The organism is Arthrobacter sp. StoSoilB5 (assembly GCF_019977235.1).
Classification (GTDB): Bacteria; Actinomycetota; Actinomycetes; order Actinomycetales; family Micrococcaceae; genus Arthrobacter.
In genome coordinates this window covers 4,591,631-4,609,472 of record NZ_AP024646.1, presented here as the reverse complement: position 1 = coordinate 4,609,472, position 17,842 = coordinate 4,591,631, and the positions used below count along the sequence as shown (strand labels likewise).

The 17,842-nt window shown below is 61.2% G+C and carries 15 protein-coding genes; 4 read left to right on the top strand and 11 right to left on the bottom strand.

All coding sequences use genetic code 11. The annotated features are described in order from the left end of the window. Positions 1-61: 61 nt before the first annotated feature. Positions 62-1,156 carry an alanine--glyoxylate aminotransferase family protein gene (locus tag LDN75_RS20850; protein ID WP_223934585.1) on the top strand — a complete coding sequence of 365 codons (1,095 nt, stop codon included), beginning with the start codon at positions 62-64 and terminating at the stop codon, positions 1,154-1,156. Positions 1,157-1,370: 214 nt separating this feature from the next. Here LDN75_RS20850 and LDN75_RS20845 read toward each other — a convergent pair whose 3' ends face one another. The 11 genes from LDN75_RS20845 to LDN75_RS20795 form a co-directional block, all read right to left on the bottom strand. Then, the gene (locus LDN75_RS20845; RefSeq protein ID WP_223934584.1) at positions 1,371-1,790 is read right to left on the bottom strand and encodes an ATP-binding protein; all 420 of its coding nucleotides are present in this window, start codon (positions 1,788-1,790) and stop codon (positions 1,371-1,373) included. After that, positions 1,783-2,115 (bottom strand): STAS domain-containing protein, encoded by a 333-nt coding sequence (locus LDN75_RS20840; protein WP_223934583.1) that lies wholly within the window; start codon positions 2,113-2,115, stop codon positions 1,783-1,785. Before LDN75_RS20840 ends, LDN75_RS20845 begins: the two co-directional genes overlap by 8 nt. Continuing rightward, positions 2,105-4,093, bottom strand: coding sequence for a glycosyltransferase family 2 protein (locus LDN75_RS20835; RefSeq protein WP_223934582.1), 1,989 nt, complete (start codon positions 4,091-4,093; stop codon positions 2,105-2,107). The genes LDN75_RS20840 and LDN75_RS20835 overlap by 11 nt, the downstream gene beginning before the upstream one ends. A gap of 17 nt (positions 4,094-4,110) precedes the next feature. Beyond that, positions 4,111-5,286, bottom strand: a complete 1,176-nt coding sequence (locus LDN75_RS20830) for a SpoIIE family protein phosphatase (protein ID WP_223934581.1) — start codon at positions 5,284-5,286, stop codon at positions 4,111-4,113. A gap of 146 nt (positions 5,287-5,432) precedes the next feature. Beyond that, entirely contained in the window at positions 5,433-5,900 is a 468-nt protein-coding gene (bcp, locus tag LDN75_RS20825; protein WP_216926569.1) for a thioredoxin-dependent thiol peroxidase, read from the bottom strand. An 80-nt stretch (positions 5,901-5,980) separates the two neighbouring features. Then, a complete protein-coding gene (locus LDN75_RS20820) occupies positions 5,981-6,748 on the bottom strand; it encodes a winged helix-turn-helix domain-containing protein (RefSeq protein WP_223934580.1) in 768 nt (255 codons plus the stop codon). 11 nt (positions 6,749-6,759) lie between these two features. Further along, complete coding sequence (gene allB, locus LDN75_RS20815) at positions 6,760-8,109, bottom strand: allantoinase AllB (protein WP_223934579.1); 1,350 nt, start codon at positions 8,107-8,109, stop codon at positions 6,760-6,762. Beyond that, a complete protein-coding gene (locus LDN75_RS20810; RefSeq protein ID WP_223934578.1) occupies positions 8,102-9,280 on the bottom strand; it encodes a glycerate kinase in 1,179 nt (392 codons plus the stop codon). Before LDN75_RS20810 ends, allB begins: the two co-directional genes overlap by 8 nt. 25 nt (positions 9,281-9,305) lie before the next feature. Next, entirely contained in the window at positions 9,306-11,081 is a 1,776-nt protein-coding gene (gcl, locus tag LDN75_RS20805; protein WP_223934577.1) for a glyoxylate carboligase, read from the bottom strand. Positions 11,082-11,214: 133 nt separating this feature from the next. Next, the gene (locus tag LDN75_RS20800; RefSeq protein WP_223934576.1) at positions 11,215-12,093 is read right to left on the bottom strand and encodes a 2-hydroxy-3-oxopropionate reductase; all 879 of its coding nucleotides are present in this window, start codon (positions 12,091-12,093) and stop codon (positions 11,215-11,217) included. A 146-nt stretch (positions 12,094-12,239) separates the two neighbouring features. Next, on the bottom strand, positions 12,240-13,043 hold the full coding sequence (locus tag LDN75_RS20795) for a TIM barrel protein (RefSeq protein WP_223934575.1): 804 nt from the start codon (positions 13,041-13,043) through the stop codon (positions 12,240-12,242). Between the two features lie 585 nt (positions 13,044-13,628). On the opposite strand from LDN75_RS20795, the gene LDN75_RS20790 reads away from it, so the two are divergent. From LDN75_RS20790 to LDN75_RS20780, 3 genes are all read left to right on the top strand, one after another. Beyond that, positions 13,629-14,933, top strand: coding sequence for a hypothetical protein (locus LDN75_RS20790; RefSeq protein ID WP_223934574.1), 1,305 nt, complete (start codon positions 13,629-13,631; stop codon positions 14,931-14,933). A gap of 815 nt (positions 14,934-15,748) precedes the next feature. Next, positions 15,749-17,155 carry an RNA-directed DNA polymerase gene (locus LDN75_RS20785; RefSeq protein ID WP_346347179.1) on the top strand — a complete coding sequence of 469 codons (1,407 nt, stop codon included), beginning with the start codon at positions 15,749-15,751 and terminating at the stop codon, positions 17,153-17,155. Between the two features lie 118 nt (positions 17,156-17,273). After that, a complete protein-coding gene (locus tag LDN75_RS20780; RefSeq protein WP_223934573.1) occupies positions 17,274-17,690 on the top strand; it encodes a HEPN domain-containing protein in 417 nt (138 codons plus the stop codon). The last annotated feature ends 152 nt before the right edge of the window (positions 17,691-17,842 follow it).

Genomic DNA, 17,842 nt, shown 5'->3' with positions numbered 1-17,842 from the left:
GGCTCGCCCCGGCCACCGCGCTGGGGCAGAATGACGAGGACCAGCTGAAGGAGTTTCGCACATGCCAGACATACTGACGTCCAGGTTCCTGTTCGGCCCCGGCCCGAGCAATTGCTACCCCGAAGCCATGGCCGCGATGGCATATCCAGTGCTCGGCCATTTGGATCCGGTCTTCATTCAACGCCTGGACCGGACGTGCCAGGGGCTACGGACGGTCTGGGGTACTGCGAACGCGCGCACGCTCCCCCTGAGTGCCACAGGTTCGGGCGGCATGGAGGCCGCTTTCGTGAACACCGTGTCCGACGGCGACGTGGCAGTGATCGCTGTCAACGGACTATTTGGGGCGCGCATGTGCGAGGTGGCGCGGCGTTGCGGGGCCACTGTGGTTCGGGTGGATCACGAATGGGGCAAGCCCGTTGACGCAGAGCGTGTGCTGGCTGCGCATCCCAACCCGAAAGTGATCGCGGCGGTCCATGCCGAGACCTCCGTTGGCGTTCTCTCTGACATCGCTGCGCTGGGCGCAGGCAAGGGCGACGCCCTGCTGATCACCGACGCCGTGACGTCCATCGGCGGACTGGAACTCCGGGCAGACGACTGGGGGATCGACGTCGGATATGCCGGAACGCAAAAGTGCCTGGGCGTTCCGCCGGGGCTTTCGCCGTTCACTGTCTCGGACCGCGCCTTTGAGCGGCGCATCAAGGATCCGCGCTCCTGGTACCTGGATATCGGCCTGCTCGGCGGCTACGTCGGCGCTGCCAGTGGCGCCCGCACTTACCACCACACCGCGCCGGTCACCATGATCGCCGGTCTCGAAGCGGCGCTCGACCGCATCCTCGCCGAGGGGCTCGACGTCGTCCAAGCCCGCCACCGCGCTGCCGGAGCTGCGCTGCAGAGTGGCCTGCAGGAGATGGGGCTTGAGCTGTTCGCCGCCGAAGGAGCCCGACTGCCGAGCCTCACCACCGTGAAAGTGCCCGACGGCGTCAACTCGGCCGCGGTCCGCGCTTACCTCCTGGAGAACTTCAGTATGGAGATCGGCTCCGGCGTGGGAGAGTACGCGGATACGGTGTGGCGCATCGGAATGATGGGCCCAAACGCGAACAGAGCCTCGGTGACTTTGGTATTGGGTGCGCTGAAAGAGGCAATCGACAAGGCGTAAGTGAGAGAAAATCGCCGGGAAACCCGTTGGATGTGAGAGAACATCGGTGGTAGTTGGATGTTCTCTCACATCCTGACCGGTTTCAGCCGATGTTCTCTCACGTCCTGACCGGTTTCAGCCGTTGTTCTCTCACCTCCATGTGGGAGAGGATCGTCCTAGAGGGCGTTGGATGTGGGAGAGGATCGCCCAAAAGGGCGTTGGAAGTGGGAGAGGGTTAGGTTTCGCGGGTCAGGATCCAGGTGTTGGTGCCGTCCTGGCGTTCGAACGTCACCGTCGTCACCAAGGCCTCGATGAGCGCAAGGCCCCGCCCGGATTCGGCGTCCTCGTCCGGCATGTGGGGCTGCATGTCCTCAGCGAAGGGCTCGCGGGCGTTGAAGGCACTGACCCTCGCCACCAGGCGGGCGGGCCGGACGCTGATGTCCACACCGATCTCCACGGGCTTCTCCGCCACGGGAAGGGCGTGTTGCACGATGTTGGCCGCGGCCTCGATGACGGCGGTGGTGAAGGTCATGCGGTCCATGTCCGGAACGAAGGAGGCGTCGTCCCACAAAGCATCGATCTCGCCATGGATGGCCTCGATTGCTTCCTCGTTGGACGGCCCGTGGTAGCCCCTGCGTGCGATGACCTCAGTCATTTCCGAACGCCTCCTCGGCTGTTGAGTACGCGGTCAGAACGCGGTCCATATTGGTCAGTTCAAGGACCATTTTGACTTGGGGCTGCACTCCCGAGATCCGCAAATCCCCACCAGCCTGACGGGCCGCTTTGAGGCAACCGATGAGGGCTCCGAGGCCGGAAGAATCCATGAAGTCGGTTTCTGCAAGGTTCACCACCACGCGGCTGGATCCACCGGCCACAACCTCGGCCACGACTTCGCGCAGCTTCGGAGCAGCCACCATGTTCAACCGGCCGACGCTCTTCACCTCTGCGTAGGAGTCTTTGACCTCGTAGCTAAACTGCATCAGCATTCCTCTCTTCGGGGCGTCCAGGACCTTCCGGACCCGCCAATTCCTCAGGGACAAAACCCTTATACAAAACTGCCTTGACCAGGACGCTCAGGACCACGAGGTCGAAGGTTACCCACGCTACATTCACCAGGGTTCCGAGGGGCTCCGACAGGCCAGAAAGAAGCCGCGCCAGCCCGACAACCATGGCAACGGCGAGCAACACCGCAACGACGATCTGCGGACGAATCAGGCTCCAACTGGGTCCGCCACTCTGCCTGGCCTTCGGGGTGACGGCGAACCCCAGGGGACGGCCGAACCAGACGTTACGTGCCGCCGTCGTGCAGGCCTTGATCCAGGTGGGGAACAGCGCGAGGCTGTATTGCTGCCCTCGCCAGGTGGGGATCCCGTGACCGGCGATCACAAACAGCAACTGGTTCACCACCATGAACGGGATGAATCTGATGAAGAAATCCAAGCTCAGGCTGCTGACGGGAAGGATGCCGAGCGTCAGGTAGATAATCGGAGCGGCGAAGTACACCACCGCCGCGAAGCCGCTCAGGTAGCTCCACATGGTGGAGAAGTACATGAGTCGCTGGCCCCACGTGAGGCGGCGTTGGACCAATGGGTTCTCGCGGAGCATCACCTGCATGGTGCCCTGGGCCCAGCGAAGGCGTTGGGTCAGCATGGTCTTGATGTCCTCGGGAGCCAGACCGTTGGCGAGGATTTCGTGGTGGTACACGCTCTTCCAGCCAAGGCCGTGGATCCGCATCGCCGTTGCCATGTCCTCCGTGACGGAGATGGTGGCCAGCGGCATGATGGGCTGGGCTTCGTCGGTGCGTTCCACGGAGATGGCGTCCAGCACGGCGTGGACCGACTCGAGCGCGCCCAAAGGCGACCAGTCGCGTCCGGACATCCGATCGACGGCGTCACTGGCCACCGTGGTGACACCGGTTTCGCCCACGTGGGCGAGTTCCATGGCGGCGATCTCTTCGAGGTCGGCTTGCAGCGCCGAGAAGTCGGCGGCTACGAGGGTACGCACCGCCTCATCGACCTTCCGGCGCACGCGGTACGTGATCTCGCTGAGCGGTGCCCGGGCCTCAAGTTCCTGCTGGGCTGCATTGGTTGCGGCCTCAACTTCGTTGAGCATCTGCTCCACCAGCGGGTTCTGCGCCTCTGCGGACCGCCGGGACTTCTTGATGGCAGACCGTGATGCGGCCAGGGCACGGCGAACGCTCTGTTCCGTGGCTTTGACGTAGCCCACCAGGCCCAGTTGCATGAGGGCTTCCCTGCGCAGGATGGCGTTGGAGCCGCAGAAGAACGCAGCGTTCCAGCCGTCCTTGCCCTGCTGGATGGGCCCATAGAAGAGGGGAGCCTGGCTGCCCAAGGGATCGTCGTCGGGGACGTTGACGAAGTACTGGGGCGTCTGGACCAACGCCACGCGGTCATCGTTGAAGTAGCCCAGGGTCTTATCCAGGATGTCCGGTTCGGGAATCTGGTCGGCGTCGAGAATTAACAGGTATTCGCCCGAGGTGACCATCAGTGCGTTGTTCAGGTTGCCGGCCTTGGCGTGCCGCGGCATGTCCGGCGTCCAATCGGGTCCGCGCGTCACGTAGCCGATCCCGTTGGCCTCCGCGAGCTCGCGCAGCTCCGGCCGGTTGCCGTCATCCAGGATCCAGGTGCTGTGCGGCCAGCGGATGTCCATGGCGGCCAAGGCCGTGGTCATCACCAGGTCCAAGGGCTCGTTGTACGTGGTGATGAAAACGTCCACCGTTGCGGTATCCGGCGCTGCGGGCGGTGGCTTGCGGATCTTGAGGTTCCACACCGTCAGGCCGAAAAGCATCACGTCAATGAGGCTGTACGTCTCGGCAATCACCAGCGGAACAGCGATCCACCAGGCTTCCCAGTTCAGCGAAGCCAGCCAACGCCACGCCACGTAGTTCACGCCCAGAATGACGGTGAGGACAACGAAAAGCCGAGTCCAGAATCGCGTCACGTTCCCCCCTTTTGTGGCTAGTGCTGGATTGTATGAGCTACTCCGCTGCGATTGGCTTCCAGCCCTGCATCCGGTTTACGTCCAACATCCCGTTGACGGTGAACCACGACGGCGGTCACGTCATCTTCCGCTGTGGCCGCCGGTGCCAGCTCCAGGAGGGCCGCGCAAACGTCGTCCGAGTTGCCGCCGCTCCGAGCGGCCTTCTCCACGTTCCGGACGAAGTCTTCCAGGGAATCGTGCGCGTCAAGCACGCCGTCGCTGACGATCACCAGCGAATCGCCCGGTTCCAGCTGCAGTTCCGCGGCAGGCCATTGCTGCCCGTCCAGGATCCCGACAGGCGGCCCGGCGGAAACCAGCCTCCGTGCGGCCCCCTCGGCAGGGACGTGCAGGCCAAGTCCGTGGCCGGCGTCGACATAGCTGAGCTTGCCCGAAGCACTGTCCAAGCGCGCATGGAACATGGTCACGAAGGAACCTGACTGGTCCAGATCGGAGGTGAGTGTGGCGCTGGCGGAGTCGAAGGCGTCAGAGATTGCCGGGGTGTCTGCCACGGACCTCATGACGGCACGCACGGTGGCTGCTATCAACGCTGCGCCCATGCCCTTGCCCATGGCGTCGGCGAACGTCAGGTGCATGCCGTCGCTGGTCTGGTACCAGTCGTAGAAGTCCCCACCCACGCTGCGCGATGGGCGGAAGGCGCCCGCGACGTCGTAGTCTTTCAGCCGCACTGTTTCCTGCGGGAGGAGGCTTTTCTGCACAACCGCGGCGCGGGCGAGTTCGTCAGTCTGGCGGGTGTCCTCGGCGGGGGCGGCGGGCGTCCGGGCCCGGCGGAACAGGGCACGGATGCGGGCCTGCAATTCCTTGGGGCTGAATGGCTTGTTGATGTAGTCATCCGCGCCGGTGTCCAAGCCGGTGAGCCGGTCAATCTCGTCCGCGCGGGCGGTGAGCATCATGATGTAGGCATCCGAGAATTCCCGCAGGCGCCTGCAAACTTCCATGCCGTCGATGTCCGGGAGGTTGATGTCCAGCGTCACCAGTTCGGCGTTGGTGTTACGGACAGCCTCGACGCCGGAAAGACCGTCGGGCGCTTCCGTGACCACGAAATCGAGCTGCTCAAGAACCAAAACGAGGAGGCCGCGGATGTCTGCGTCATCTTCGACGACGACAGCGTGGCGCGGGGACGCGGTTGAGACCATGGCTCCATTAACTACTGCCGCAGGGGTTTTGTCACGTTTAGTAAAGAGACGTGTAACGCCCGCTCACAATAGTGGGCGGGCGTTACAAAATTTGTTCAGTTATGTGAGAGAACGATTGCCTTAAAGCGGCGGGATGTGAGAGAGCGTTAGACGCCCAGCTCTTCCTTCAGGGCCTGGACGTGGCCCTGGGCGCTGACCTGGTACTGGGTGAGCTTGACGGTGCCTTCGCCATCGAGCACAACGGTGGAGCGGACCAGGCCTTCGACGATTTCGCCGTCAACAAGCTTCTCGCCCCAGGCGCCGTAAGCAAGGGCCACGGAGTGGTCCTCATCGGAGAGCAGCGGGAAGGTCAGCGCGAACTCACCAGTGAACTTGGCGAGGGCCTCAGGTGCGTCCGGGGAGATCCCGATGACGTCGTAACCGTTGCCCTGCAGGCTTGCGAGGTTGTCGCGGAAATCGCAGGCCTCGGTGGTGCAGCCCGGAGTGGCTGCCTTGGGGTAGAAGTAAACAATGACGTTGCGTCCGCGGTAGTCGGACAGCGAGACCTTGGTGCCGTCGGCGTCGAGCAGCGCGAAGTCAGGTGCTTGCGTTCCGACGAGGAGTTTCTGGGTCATGGCGATCCTTTGCGTTTCACCGGCTTGCAGCCGGCATTGGTCATTCTAAAAACGGATTGTCTAAGGACAGAACAGCGAAGTCAGATGCTGTATTCCGCAGGTCCGCGCACTGTGGCATAAGGGCCTGGCACGAACTGGTAGCCACCACCACGGACGGTGGCGACAGTGTGGCGGGCGCTTCCGAGCTTCCGCCTCACCCTTCCAACATAAACGTCAATCGAGCGAAATGCCGCGCCGGGGAGGTCAAATGACTCCAGGAAGCGTTGCAATTCTTCACGACTAATGGCCCTGGAGCAGTTCACCACAAGGTAGCGCAACAGCTTGTATTCCATGCCAGTAAAGGCAACCGGGACGCCGTCGAGCAGTACTACTTCAGCCGCGAGGTCGATTGCAAGTTGACTACGGCGCCCGGCCAACATGACGGGCTCGACGGCGGTGCTGCCGCCTCCGGTCCGACCCCGGCTAACGGACACATCACCCTCGCGTGCGGAGGTGATTCGTCCGTTTGAGGGGGAATTTCCGTCAGCCAGAGCGTCGGCGAGGGAGAGGGAAGGGTGGGTACCGGCGTCGGCGGCTTCCTGCGGAGTGCCGCCCCAGGAAGTATCGCCGACGCCGGAGTGTTCTGCCCCGATGGCGGGCCAGATGCGGACTTCCGCCTCCGGGGCAAGTTTCATGGCCCGGGCCAGCACCATGCGTGCTGCCCGATCCCAGACTGCTGGATCAATCTCGTCGCCCTCGGCCGGGTTGACCCAAAGAGCAAGGCCACGCGCGCTCAGGCCGGGCCGCCGACCCATGGCCCGCGCTGCGGGATCACGGGAAGGCGGCGGCCCGTAGGCATTGACTGCCATGGCGGTGGACCCTAAACGTTGCCGCGGCGGAGCAATTTGCCGCCGGGGTTCTGGCCGTCGATCGCGGTGCCGCGCAGGTAGGTCTTGCGGACGACGCCGGCCAGGGGACGGCCGTCGTACGGCGTGATCGGGTTCTTGTGCTTGAGCTTGGTGACGTCCACGACGAAGGCCTCGTCCGGAGCGAAGATGGAGAAGTCGGCGTCATAACCCAGGGCGAGCTGGCCCTTGTTGTGCAGGCGGGCCAGGGCAGCGGGCTTCTCGGCCATCCAGGACACGACCTGTTCCAGCGGGATGCCGCGGTGCCGGGCTTCGGTCCATATCAGGGACAGGCCCAGCTGGAGCGAGGAAACGCCGCCCCATGCCACTGCGAAGTCGCCGTTTTCCAGGTCCTTGAGGTCAAGGGTGGAGGGGGAGTGGTCCGAGACGATGCAGTCGATGGTGCCGTCCTGCAGGCCCTTCCAGAGGAGCTCGCGGTTGGAGGCTTCACGGATGGGCGGGCAGCACTTGTAGGCCGTGGCGCCGTCGGGGATTTCTTCAGCCATGAGCGTCAGGTAGTGCGGGCACGTCTCAACGGTGAGGTTGACGCCGTCGCGCTTTGCCGAGGCGATCATGGGAAGCGCATCGGAGGAGGAGAGGTGCAGGATGTGGGCGCGGGCGCCGGTCCAGCGGGCGCGCTCGATGACCTCGGCGATGGCCTTGTTCTCCGCGCCGCGGGGGCGGGATGCAAGGAAGGTCTCGTAGTGGTCGCCGCCCGGGTGCGGGGCACGGTCGATCGCGTGCGAGTCCTCGGCGTGCACGATCATGAGGGAGTCGAAGGACTTGAGTTCCTTCATGTCCTCTTCCATCTCGTCCGCGTCCAGGTGCGGGAACTCGTCCACGCCGGAGTGCAGGAGGAAGCACTTGAAGCCGAACACGCCTTCGTCGTGGAGCGGGCGGAGGTCGCTCTTGTTGCCCGGGATGGCACCGCCCCAGAATCCGACGTCAACAAACGCCTGGTCCTTGGCGACCACGCGCTTCTGCTCCAGGCCGTCCACAGTGGTGGTGGGCGGAATGCTGTTCAGCGGCATGTCAATGATGGTGGTTACACCACCGGCAGCAGCGGCACGGGTGGCGGAGGCGAAGCCTTCCCACTCGGTGCGGCCGGGCTCGTTGACGTGGACGTGCGTGTCCACCAGGCCGGGGATGAGGGTTTCGTCGTCTGCGAGTTCGATGACCTCGTTGCCTGTGAGGCCGTTGCCCAAGGGTTCGATAGCGACGATGATGCCGTCGCGGATACCAACTTCGCGTGCTGCGAGGCCGGCAGTGGTCAGGATGCGCTGGCCCCGGATAACGAGGTCATAGGCGCCGATTGCTTCAGACATTGAGGTACTCCTTGTTGTCGGGGTTGCCGGTCCGTTCCGCCAGGTACACGCCTATGTGCTTACCTAATTGTTCAAGCAACGGACCTGCTTCAGCGATACATTTCTGGACATCGGATTCCATGTCGGTCAAAGCGTGGACCGTGTGGAAACCGGCATCCGTGAGTTGTTCCCGGCTCAGGGTACTCCGGCCGCAGACTGCGATCACGGGAACCCCGGCCTTCTGCGCCGCCCGCGAGATGCCCATGGGGGTCTTACCGAGCAGGCTTTGTTCGTCCAGGCTGCCTTCTCCGGTGATCACCAGATCGGCGCCCTTTAGTCTCTGTTCGAGGTCAGTGAATTCAAGCACGACGTCGATGCCCGGCCGCCGCTCTGCCTTCAGTGCCGCTATGGCAATGTAGCCAACGCCGCCTGCTGCTCCGGCGCCTTCTGCTTTGGCTGCGTATTTGGCATGTTGCCCGGTGGTTGCTGCGAGCACGTCAACGAAGTGGCTCAGCGCCGCGTCGAGCGAGGTGACGTCGTCCGGCGTCGCGCCCTTCTGCGGACCGAAGATGGCTGGGGCTCCGCTGGCCCCCAAAAGGGGATTGTCGACGTCGGACGCCAGCACGAATTCCGTGGCTTCGATGCGGACGTCGAAGTTGGAGAAGTCGATGCTGTTCAGCTGTGCCACGGCGGCACCGCCGCCGGGAAGCTCGTTGCCGTTCTCGTCCAGGAAGACGGCGCCGAGGCCCTGCAGGACTCCAGCGCCGGCGTCGGTGTTGGCGCTGCCGCCCACGCCCAGGATGATCTTGCGGCAGCCGAGATCCAGCGCGGCGCGGATGAGTTCGCCGGTTCCGATGCTGGTTGCGGTTTTAGCCGTCTGGGACGTGGGGCCGTCCGGCAGGAGGGCGAGACCGGAAGCCGCCGCCATTTCGATGACAGCTTCCTGGTCCCGCACCGCGAAGTCGGCCTTCACCGGTTCGCCCAGCGGGCCGGTGACGGTGGTGGTCCGGCGGGTGAAGCCGGAGCCGATGGCGGCATCGATGGTTCCTTCGCCGCCGTCGGCCACCGGAATGCGTGTTGCCTCAAGGCCTGTTTGGCCGAAGCCTGCCAGCAATCCTGTTGCGAGATGCCTGGCGACGTCGGGCGCGGACAGAGAGCCCTTGAATTTGTCCGGGGCGATGACCACACGCATTCCGGTGCCTCCTTTCTGTTTCTCTTTAGGCTTTGGTCAGAATCGCGGTGGGTGCATCCGCCGCGGTTTCTGCCAGCTCTTCGAACTCGTTCACCGCGTTGATCTCAACGCCCATGGAGATGTTGGTGATCTTTTCCAGGATCACTTCAACAACCACGGGAACCTTGAACTCGCCCATCAGGGCCTTGGCCTTGTCGAAAGCGGCAGGCAGGTCGTTCGGGTCCTCAACGCGGATGGCCTTGACGCCCAGACCTTCAGCAACCTTGATGTGGTCCACGCCGTAGCCGTTGGTCTCCGGGCTGTTGATGTTCTCGAAGGCCAGGGAAACGTTCTGTTCCATGTTGAAGCCGCGCTGGCTCTGACGGATCAGGCCCAGGTAGCTGTTGTTCACCACAACGTGGATGTACGGCAGGTTGAACTGTGCGCCAACGGCCAGTTCTTCGATCATGAACTGGAAGTCGTAGTCACCGGACAGGGCCACAACGGTGGCGTCCGGGGTGCCCCTGACTACACCGAGTGCTGCCGGAGCGGTCCAACCCAGCGGGCCGGCCTGGCCTGCGTTGATCCACTTGCGGGCGCCGAACACGTGCAGCATCTGTGCGCCGGCGATCTGCGACAGGCCAATGGTGGACACGTAGGTGGTGTCGCGGCCGAAGGCCTTGTTCATCTCCTGGTATACGCGCTGCGGCTTGATCGGCACGTTGTCGAAGTTGGTCTTGCGGTGCAGGGAGCCCTTGCGCTCCTGGCACTCGGCAACCCAACCGGAGTAGTCCGGCAGGGTCTTGGCTGCCTGGCGCTCGCGTGCCAGCTCCAACAGACCGTCCAGCGCCGCACCGGCGTCGGACGCGATGCCCAAGTCCGGCGAGAAAACGCGACCGATCTGCGTCGGCTCGATGTCGATGTGCACGAACTTGCGGCCGGCCGTGTAGGTGTCCAGGCCGCCGGTGTGGCGGTTGGCCCAACGGTTGCCGATGCCGATCACGAAGTCGCTCTGCAGGAACGTCTCGTTGCCGTAGCGGTGTGAGGTCTGCAGGCCAACCATGCCGGCCATCAGCTGGTGGTCGTCGGGGATGGCGCCCCAGCCCATCAGGGTGGGGATCACCGGAACGTTCAGGATCTCAGCCAGCTCAACCAGCTGGGCCGAAGCCCCGGCGTTGATGATGCCGCCACCGGCAACGATCAGCGGGTGCTTGGCAGCGGTCAGCAGGTCCAAAGCCTTTTCCAGCTGCTTGCGGGAAGCCTTGGGCTTCTCGATGGGCAGGGGCTCGTAGGCATCGATGTCGAACTCGATCTCGGCCATCTGAACGTCGATGGGCAGGTCCAACAGAACCGGGCCCGGACGACCCGAGCGCATCAGCTGGAACGCCTTCTGGAAGGCGCCGGGAACCTGGCCCGGCTCCAGGATGGTCATGGCGAACTTGGTCAACGGCTTGGCGATGGACTCGATGTCCACGGCCTGGAAGTCTTCCTTGTGTAGCTTGGCAACGGGTGCCTGGCCGGTGATGCAGAGCATGGGGATAGAATCGGCCTGGGCTGCGTACAGGCCAGTGATCATGTCCGTGCCAGCGGGGCCCGACGTGCCGATGCAGATGCCGATGTTGCCATCAGCTGCGCGGCTGTAGCCGTCGGCCATGTGGCTGGCGCCTTCAACGTGGCGGGCCAGCGTGTGGCGGATGCCGCCGTGGGCACGCATTGCTGAGTAGAAGGGGTTGATCGCTGCGCCTGGCAGGCCGAAAGCCTCGGTGGCGCCTTCCTTTTCCAGGATGGCGACTGCCGCATCAACGGTGCGCATCTTAGCCATGGTGTACTCCTTGTTTTTTGCCCTTTCGGGCGAAGTCTGTGGTGTTTTTGGGTGTGGTGAGGGAGCCGCCGTCGTTTAAGTACGACGGCGGGTTCCCTGCTGTTTGTTTCTTTGGCGCTTTAGCGCTGGGCTGCTACTTGCGGCCGCTGAGCTGGAGGACCTGCTTGAAAAGGCCCGAGTGGTCGAGGCCGCCGTCGCCCTGGTTGACGGTTGCGGCGACGAGCTGGGCGACGACTGCGCCGAGCGGGACAGCGACGTTGGCTTCGCGGGCTGCGGAGGTGACGATGCCGAGGTCCTTGTGGTGGAGGGCCAGGCGGAAGCCGGGGTCGAAGTTGCGGTCGAGCATCTTCTGACCCTTCTGGTCGAGGACCTTGGAGCCGGCCAAGCCGCCGCCCAGGACCTTCAGTGCTGCGTCGGTGTCTACGCCGTAGGCCTCGAGGAAGGCGATGGCCTCGCCGAGGACCTGGATGTTGACGGCCACGATCAGCTGGTTGGCTGCCTTGACGGTCTGGCCGGAGCCGGACGGGCCGACGTGGACGATGGTCTTGCCCACAGCGTTGAGGACATCCTGTGCTGCCTCGAAGTCAGCTGCTTCGCCGCCGACCATGATGGACAGGACGGCGTCGATTGCGCCCTGTTCGCCACCGGATACGGGAGCGTCGAGCGGGCGGATGCCTGCTTCTTTGGCGTCTGTTGCGAGGCGGGCGGCGACATCCGGGCGGATGCTGGAAGCGTCGATCCAGAGTGCGCCCTTCTTCGCGTTGGCGAAGACGCCGTCCTTGCCGCTGACAACACCCTCAACATCGGGGGAGTCCGGGACCATGGTGATGATGACGTCGGCGTCCTTGACTGCGTCCGCGATGCTGGTGGCACCCTTGCCGCCTTCGGAGACGAGCTTGTCGATCTTGTCCTGGCTGCGGTTGAAACCGGTGACCGTGTGGCCGGCCTTGACGAGGTTGATGGCCATGGGGAGGCCCATGATTCCGAGGCCGATGACTGCAACGTTGCTCATTGTGGTTCTCTTTCTGGGGAAGTCTGTGTGTGTGTCTTTTAACTCGAGTGCGCTAAATCAGGTGTGCTTACCCAACTAGGTCGCATTAGTGCGCGTTTTGAGGGTTCTAAACGCGCTCTGCTGCTACTTAGTTGGGCGCACGGTGCTTAGTTGGCGTTGGCGCGCTGGCGGATTGCCCAGCTGAAGGCCGTTTCCTGCGGTTCCTTGTATTCCAAACCGATGTAGCCTGCGTAGCCGAGTTCGCGGCTGCGGGCGATCCATTCGCCGAGGGGGAGCGTGCCGGTTCCGGGAGCGCCGCGGCCGGGGTTGTCGGCGATCTGGATGTGGCCGAAGTCCTTGGCGTGGTTCTCGATGACGGATTCGACGTCGTCCCCGTTGACTGCAAGGTGGTAGAAGTCGGCGAGGAGCTTGACGTTGTCGACGCCGGATTCGGCCCTGACGCGGGCGATGACCTTGAGTGCGTCTTCGGCGGTGAGGAGCGGGTACTTGGGTGCGCCGCTGACCGGCTCGAGGAGGACGGTGCCGCCGATGCGGGCGACGCCGGCCGCTGCGGTTGCGAGGTTTTCGGCACCAATGGCGTCCTGCTTCTCGGCCGATTCGCCGTCGATGCGGTTGCCGTAGAGGGCGTTGAAGGCCTTGCAGCCGAGGCGCTCACCGATGCCTGCGACAACGTCGATGTTGTCCTGGAACTCGGTGGAGCGTGCCGGCCAGGAGACGAGGCCGCGGTCGCCGCCGGGCATGTTGCCGGCGTTGAAGTTCAGGCCCGTGAGCTGAACGCCGGCGTCCTTGATGGCGGTTTCGAACTCGGTTACTTGGGCGTCGCTGGGGACGGACGTTTCGAAGGGCCACCAGAACTCGACGGCGTCAAAACCGGCTGCCTTCGCGGCGGCGGGGCGCTCGAGCAAGGGCAGCTCCGTCAGGAGGATGGAACAGTTCACTGTGTACGTCATCGTAGGTCCTTCCGAGGAGGGGCTTTGATCTATCTTCCTGCTGCTTGACTGCTGCCTCGGTGCTTGGCCTCAGTTTCCGCTTTGTGGAATTTAGATTCTGCTTTATGAAAAGTCTAGGGAAGGTAGGGGTGGGAGTCAAGGGGGTGGGTGGGGGAGTGGGGGTACTCAGTCAAACGGTTAGGGTGGCTTTTCCCTAACGCCGAAACATCGCGGAACAGGGGTGCTTGTCGAAACTCAGTACGACTCGCCAATCGCGATGAAGGGCGCATCTGGGCTTGCTGACCGGAGGTCAGCGTAAGTTCATCCCATACATGAAGTGCACCCCACCGGGCAGCGCGCTTGATTCCTGGGGTTAACCCCAGCGCTGTACTTAGTCGAATGAATGAACGGATCGGTGGCTTGTGCAGCGAGGGTCAGATCCTAGGCCGCTTCAAGCTGCGACGGTTGCCCATGAGTGCAGCCCGTACCTGTCAGTGATTGGGCGGGTCTCTTTTGCCAATCGCGGGGCCGCGGGCAGCACGGTTTTACTTCGGCGATGCTAGTTTTATGTACGACCAGACCGGACGCATGCCAGGGAGCTCAGACTTGTCACTTTGGAACGATTTAGGCTTCACGGACAACCCCTTCGATTCGCGTTCCTTGGCAGCGAACTCGGAAGGGTTGACCTTACTTGTCGGTCGTGAACGTGAAAAGCGCGAGCTGATGAGCAAGCTCACGAGCTCAACCCTTCATGCATCCCTGGAAGGCGATAACGGCGTCGGCAAGACCAGCCTCGTCCTGGTTACCGTCTACGAAGCAATTCAGAAGCGATTTGCGGGAACGTTGGGGCAGACATTGGTTCCGGTCGATGGTGTGCTCCAGCTTGGAACCGACGCCAACGTCTTTCACAGAGAGGCCTTGCTTGCAATAGCCCAGTCTCTGATTAAGCATGAGGGCCACTTTAAAGACCTTAGGCTTACAACGCCGAACCTGTCTGAGTTGAAGCGGTGGATGAACGAACCCATCGTGTCATCGGGTGGTGGCGGAGTGCAGATACTTGGTATCGGCGCCGAAGGACAAAAGACTGATGAAGTCAACACTTCGGTTGGTTTCGAAAATTCAGGACTGGAAAGGCTCGTACGGGATGCCTTGAAAAAGGTTTTCCCGACCCAATCAGCGGGTGGTCTTGTTGCCATTATTGACAATGTCGAACTCCTTGGCCGTAGCAGTGAGGCTGGTCGGGTTTTGGAAAAGATCCGCGATACTACCCTGAGTCTTCCAGGCGTCCGTTGGGTTCTTTGTGGCGCAAAAGGTATTATTCGTGCCTCGGTCAGTTCCCCTAGGTTGAACGGCAGAATTTCACGACCCATAGAGGTTACCCCAATCGCTGACTCCCGCATTGAAGAGTTGATTGGTGCTCGGCTCAATCACTTTGCTGCGCGTGACGGCGCTGTGTGCCCCGTCGGCGCTACGGAGTTCCTCTATCTTTATGAAATGTGTCACGCCAATTTGCGTGACGCGTTTCGGTACGCGCAAGACTTCTGCAGCTGGCTTGAAATCGAAGACAAGCTTCACCTACCTCAAGTCGAATATCTTCCGACGCTGAAGCAGTGGCTCGCTTTGGAAGCGCAGGAAATCACAGCGTCGATCAGGCTCCAACCTCGTATGTGGCAGTTGTTTGACGACTTGGCCGCGCTGGGCGGAGTATGCTCTCCGAGCGATCATGAGGCCTTGGGGTTCAACTCACCCCAACGGATGAGGTCAAATTTCGCCGAGGTTCAGCGGGTTGGCCTCATCGACGCTGAGATCGACGAGGATGACACTCGTCGTAGGACCGTGACCTTGACGGCGAAGGGCTGGCTCGTCCACCACGCTCGCAAAGTTGCCGGTGAAACCGTGGAAGTTCACTGAGCGGGCGGTGGCACCGCTGGCCTTTAGCGAGTGCCCACGCGGCATGCTTTGGTGCGCTTTGACCGCGAAGGAAATCATGATCGGCGAAAAACAGACGAAGACAGCGTTTTTCATAATGGACTTTGACTGACTAAGCGGAGTATCTCGCAGGGCTCAGGATGGTTTGGAAATCATTTTGGGCGGAACTCGGTCTCTGCGCCGGTGCATGGTCCTATCTATTCGTTTATCCAAGTGCTGCGGCATCACGTGTTGCGCTCGGGGATGCCGGCGCTCGGTCGGGATGCCAAACGGGCCCGCTCGATGGTGGCTGGTTGTTAGGGCCGTGTGCTGGGGATCTTTTTCCAATCTTCTGACGCTAGCGAGTGGGATACGGCTTCTTCGTCTGCTGCATCGACGCCTTCGTGGGATTTACCGATGAATGTTCCGCTCCCGTGTGATCTTTGCCGAGTTGTGCAACGGATGTCACTCTCGGAACAAGCTTCAGTAAGGGCGACCGTTATGAGTGCTCACCTAGCTGGTCTTTTACCTTGGTATACAGGACCTTGCGGGGGATTTCTTCAGACTGTCGGCCAATCAAGCCCGCCGATTTTCACATGAATCATTTAGAGCTGTAGGCTTCCGGCGACTTTCAAATGGACTGAATCGCGTATCCTTTGACACCGTAACCGGCGAACTCACAGCACGTTGCTACGTGCGAACATAGAGTTGACCGCATAGCTCAAGGAGACTGACTGTTGCTTATATCGTCTGAAGTTGCATCCATCCTGCCGTTCGACGCTGCCGCTGAGAAGACGGTCAGCACGTCATTGACTCTCATGCCTCACCTGGTATCGGAGCGTTCGTTGGCGGGTGCCACCAAAGAGCTGGCCCAGTCTACAAAAGCCAGATTTACCACAGGCCATGTGCCCGTGATGGAAACTGTTGCAATGCCTAAGCAGGGACTCGGTCCACGTCCCATAGGGCTGCTTTCCCCGGAAGCTCGCACCCTGTATGAAGGATTAGTGGAGAGCCTCAAGTCAGGTCTTCCGTCTCCATCTCGGGATAGAGACATGGATGCCCACAACGAATTCGGTATTGATCGCGGGGAAGCTGATGACGTCCTCTTGGTGGACTTTGACATTGCAGCTTGCTATGAGTACATCAATCACGAAGTTCTCACGAATGAACTGCTTCTTCAAACACTGAATGAGAAGCCAATCTCTGCCTTGGGTAGCTTGCTTGGTGACGTATTTCCGCGAGGAGTCGGTATACCGCAGGCCATGGAATGCAGCCACCTCCTGGCGGACGCCTATCTCAATCAGCTTGAACGAGGGTTGGTCCGTGCGGGATATCAAGTAGATAGATATGCCGATGACTTTAGGGTTATTAGTGCTTCTTGGGGTGAAGCACATGAAGCCATTGAGCGAGCCGTCGAAATCGCTCGCGGAATAGGTTTAGTGCTTGCGGATGGTAAAACAAAGATACGTTCCGCGCGTCAGGTTCGTCGCGAGAAAATTGATAGAGAGTCGGCGTTCCAAAGATATAGGGATAGCGCGGCTGATGAGCTGAGTTCGATTGAGCATGTCAGGGTAGGGTACGACGACTTTGATGTCGTACTCACGGAGGCGGATGATGATGACGTGGACTTTGCCGCCCTGTCTGAGGTTGTAAAGGACTGGGCAGTCAAGGAATCTGGTGAGCGAGGGATCTACACCTTCTATGGAACCCGCGCTCTGAAAGTGCTTACTTCGGCCCCAAACCGTATTAATGACGACTGGTTGTCTGCAATTGCTCAACGCGAGCCGATACGGCTTTTCAATATCGCAAAATATGTGACAGGTCGTGATGAGGTCGATGAGAATTGGTCGACACTGGCGCAATTGACGCTAATGCCGCGCCAAAGCCCGTGGGCGCGGCTTTGGATGCTTAATTTGGGCAATTCCTTCGAGTCGGGGTGGACATCTGCCGAGTCGACAGTTATCGAGTGGGCCGTAGGATTACTCGACGACCGTTTTGAATCGGTCCGCGCTGAGGCCGCTTGGTTCCTGGCAATGCGACAACGGTTGACATCGGACCGCCTTGGGGAACTCTATGTGGCCGCCACCGATGTTACGCGTATTGGCCTTGCGGCCTGTGCAGGGAAGTTAGATGCGGCTAAACCCACTAATGTGGGCAAGGCTTTGCGGGCCGACTCTGCCCTCACGAAACCTGCGTTCGAGTGGGGTGCCTCATTTGCGGGTTGATGCCAAGGTACTTCCAGCCAGCGAGGATTCCCTCCGGTCTTTGTTCAACCTGCGTTCGACCGAGGTGGGCGGGGTCAACGCCCAGATAGTTACGTCGGTAACTCTCGTAGAAGCTTTGGTGGACCACTTTTTGGATGAATTCATTGGAAAGTCTTATGTTTTGACGACATCTTTCGGTCGGCAGCTTGTCCAGCGGAACGCAAACTCATTTCATCAATCATGGGATGAGCGGAACTTATGGTTAGATAAAGGTTTCGGCATTGCCTTGAGTCAATTTTCCGAAGCTAAGAGTCTCACCACGATTGTCGAGGTCCGAAATGCAATTGTGCATGGCAACAATCAACTGACTGATCGCCAGGCCAAGAGTCTCTTCAAAGTCCTTGAACTTAAGAAGAGGCTGAGCTTGGATTTGCAATCTGAGCTTCAGGGGCGAGTTATAGTGCTTAAAGCAAATGCCGGTCAGCTGGCCATTGAGATAGCGGCAAACTTTGTAGTTTCATTAGATGAAGCCGTCGCAAAGGTTTTGGAAGATTAGGTGTAGGGGGTAGGGTGCTAACGCGGGTCGTCCGTATAATCTGTGTTCCCTAGTCGTGATGTACTGTACTCAGGTTAGTTATCCCCAAAATGCTGTGGATTGACGGTGAATGCGCCGGGACCATCGTCACTGCTCGCGGAAGGACAAATCGA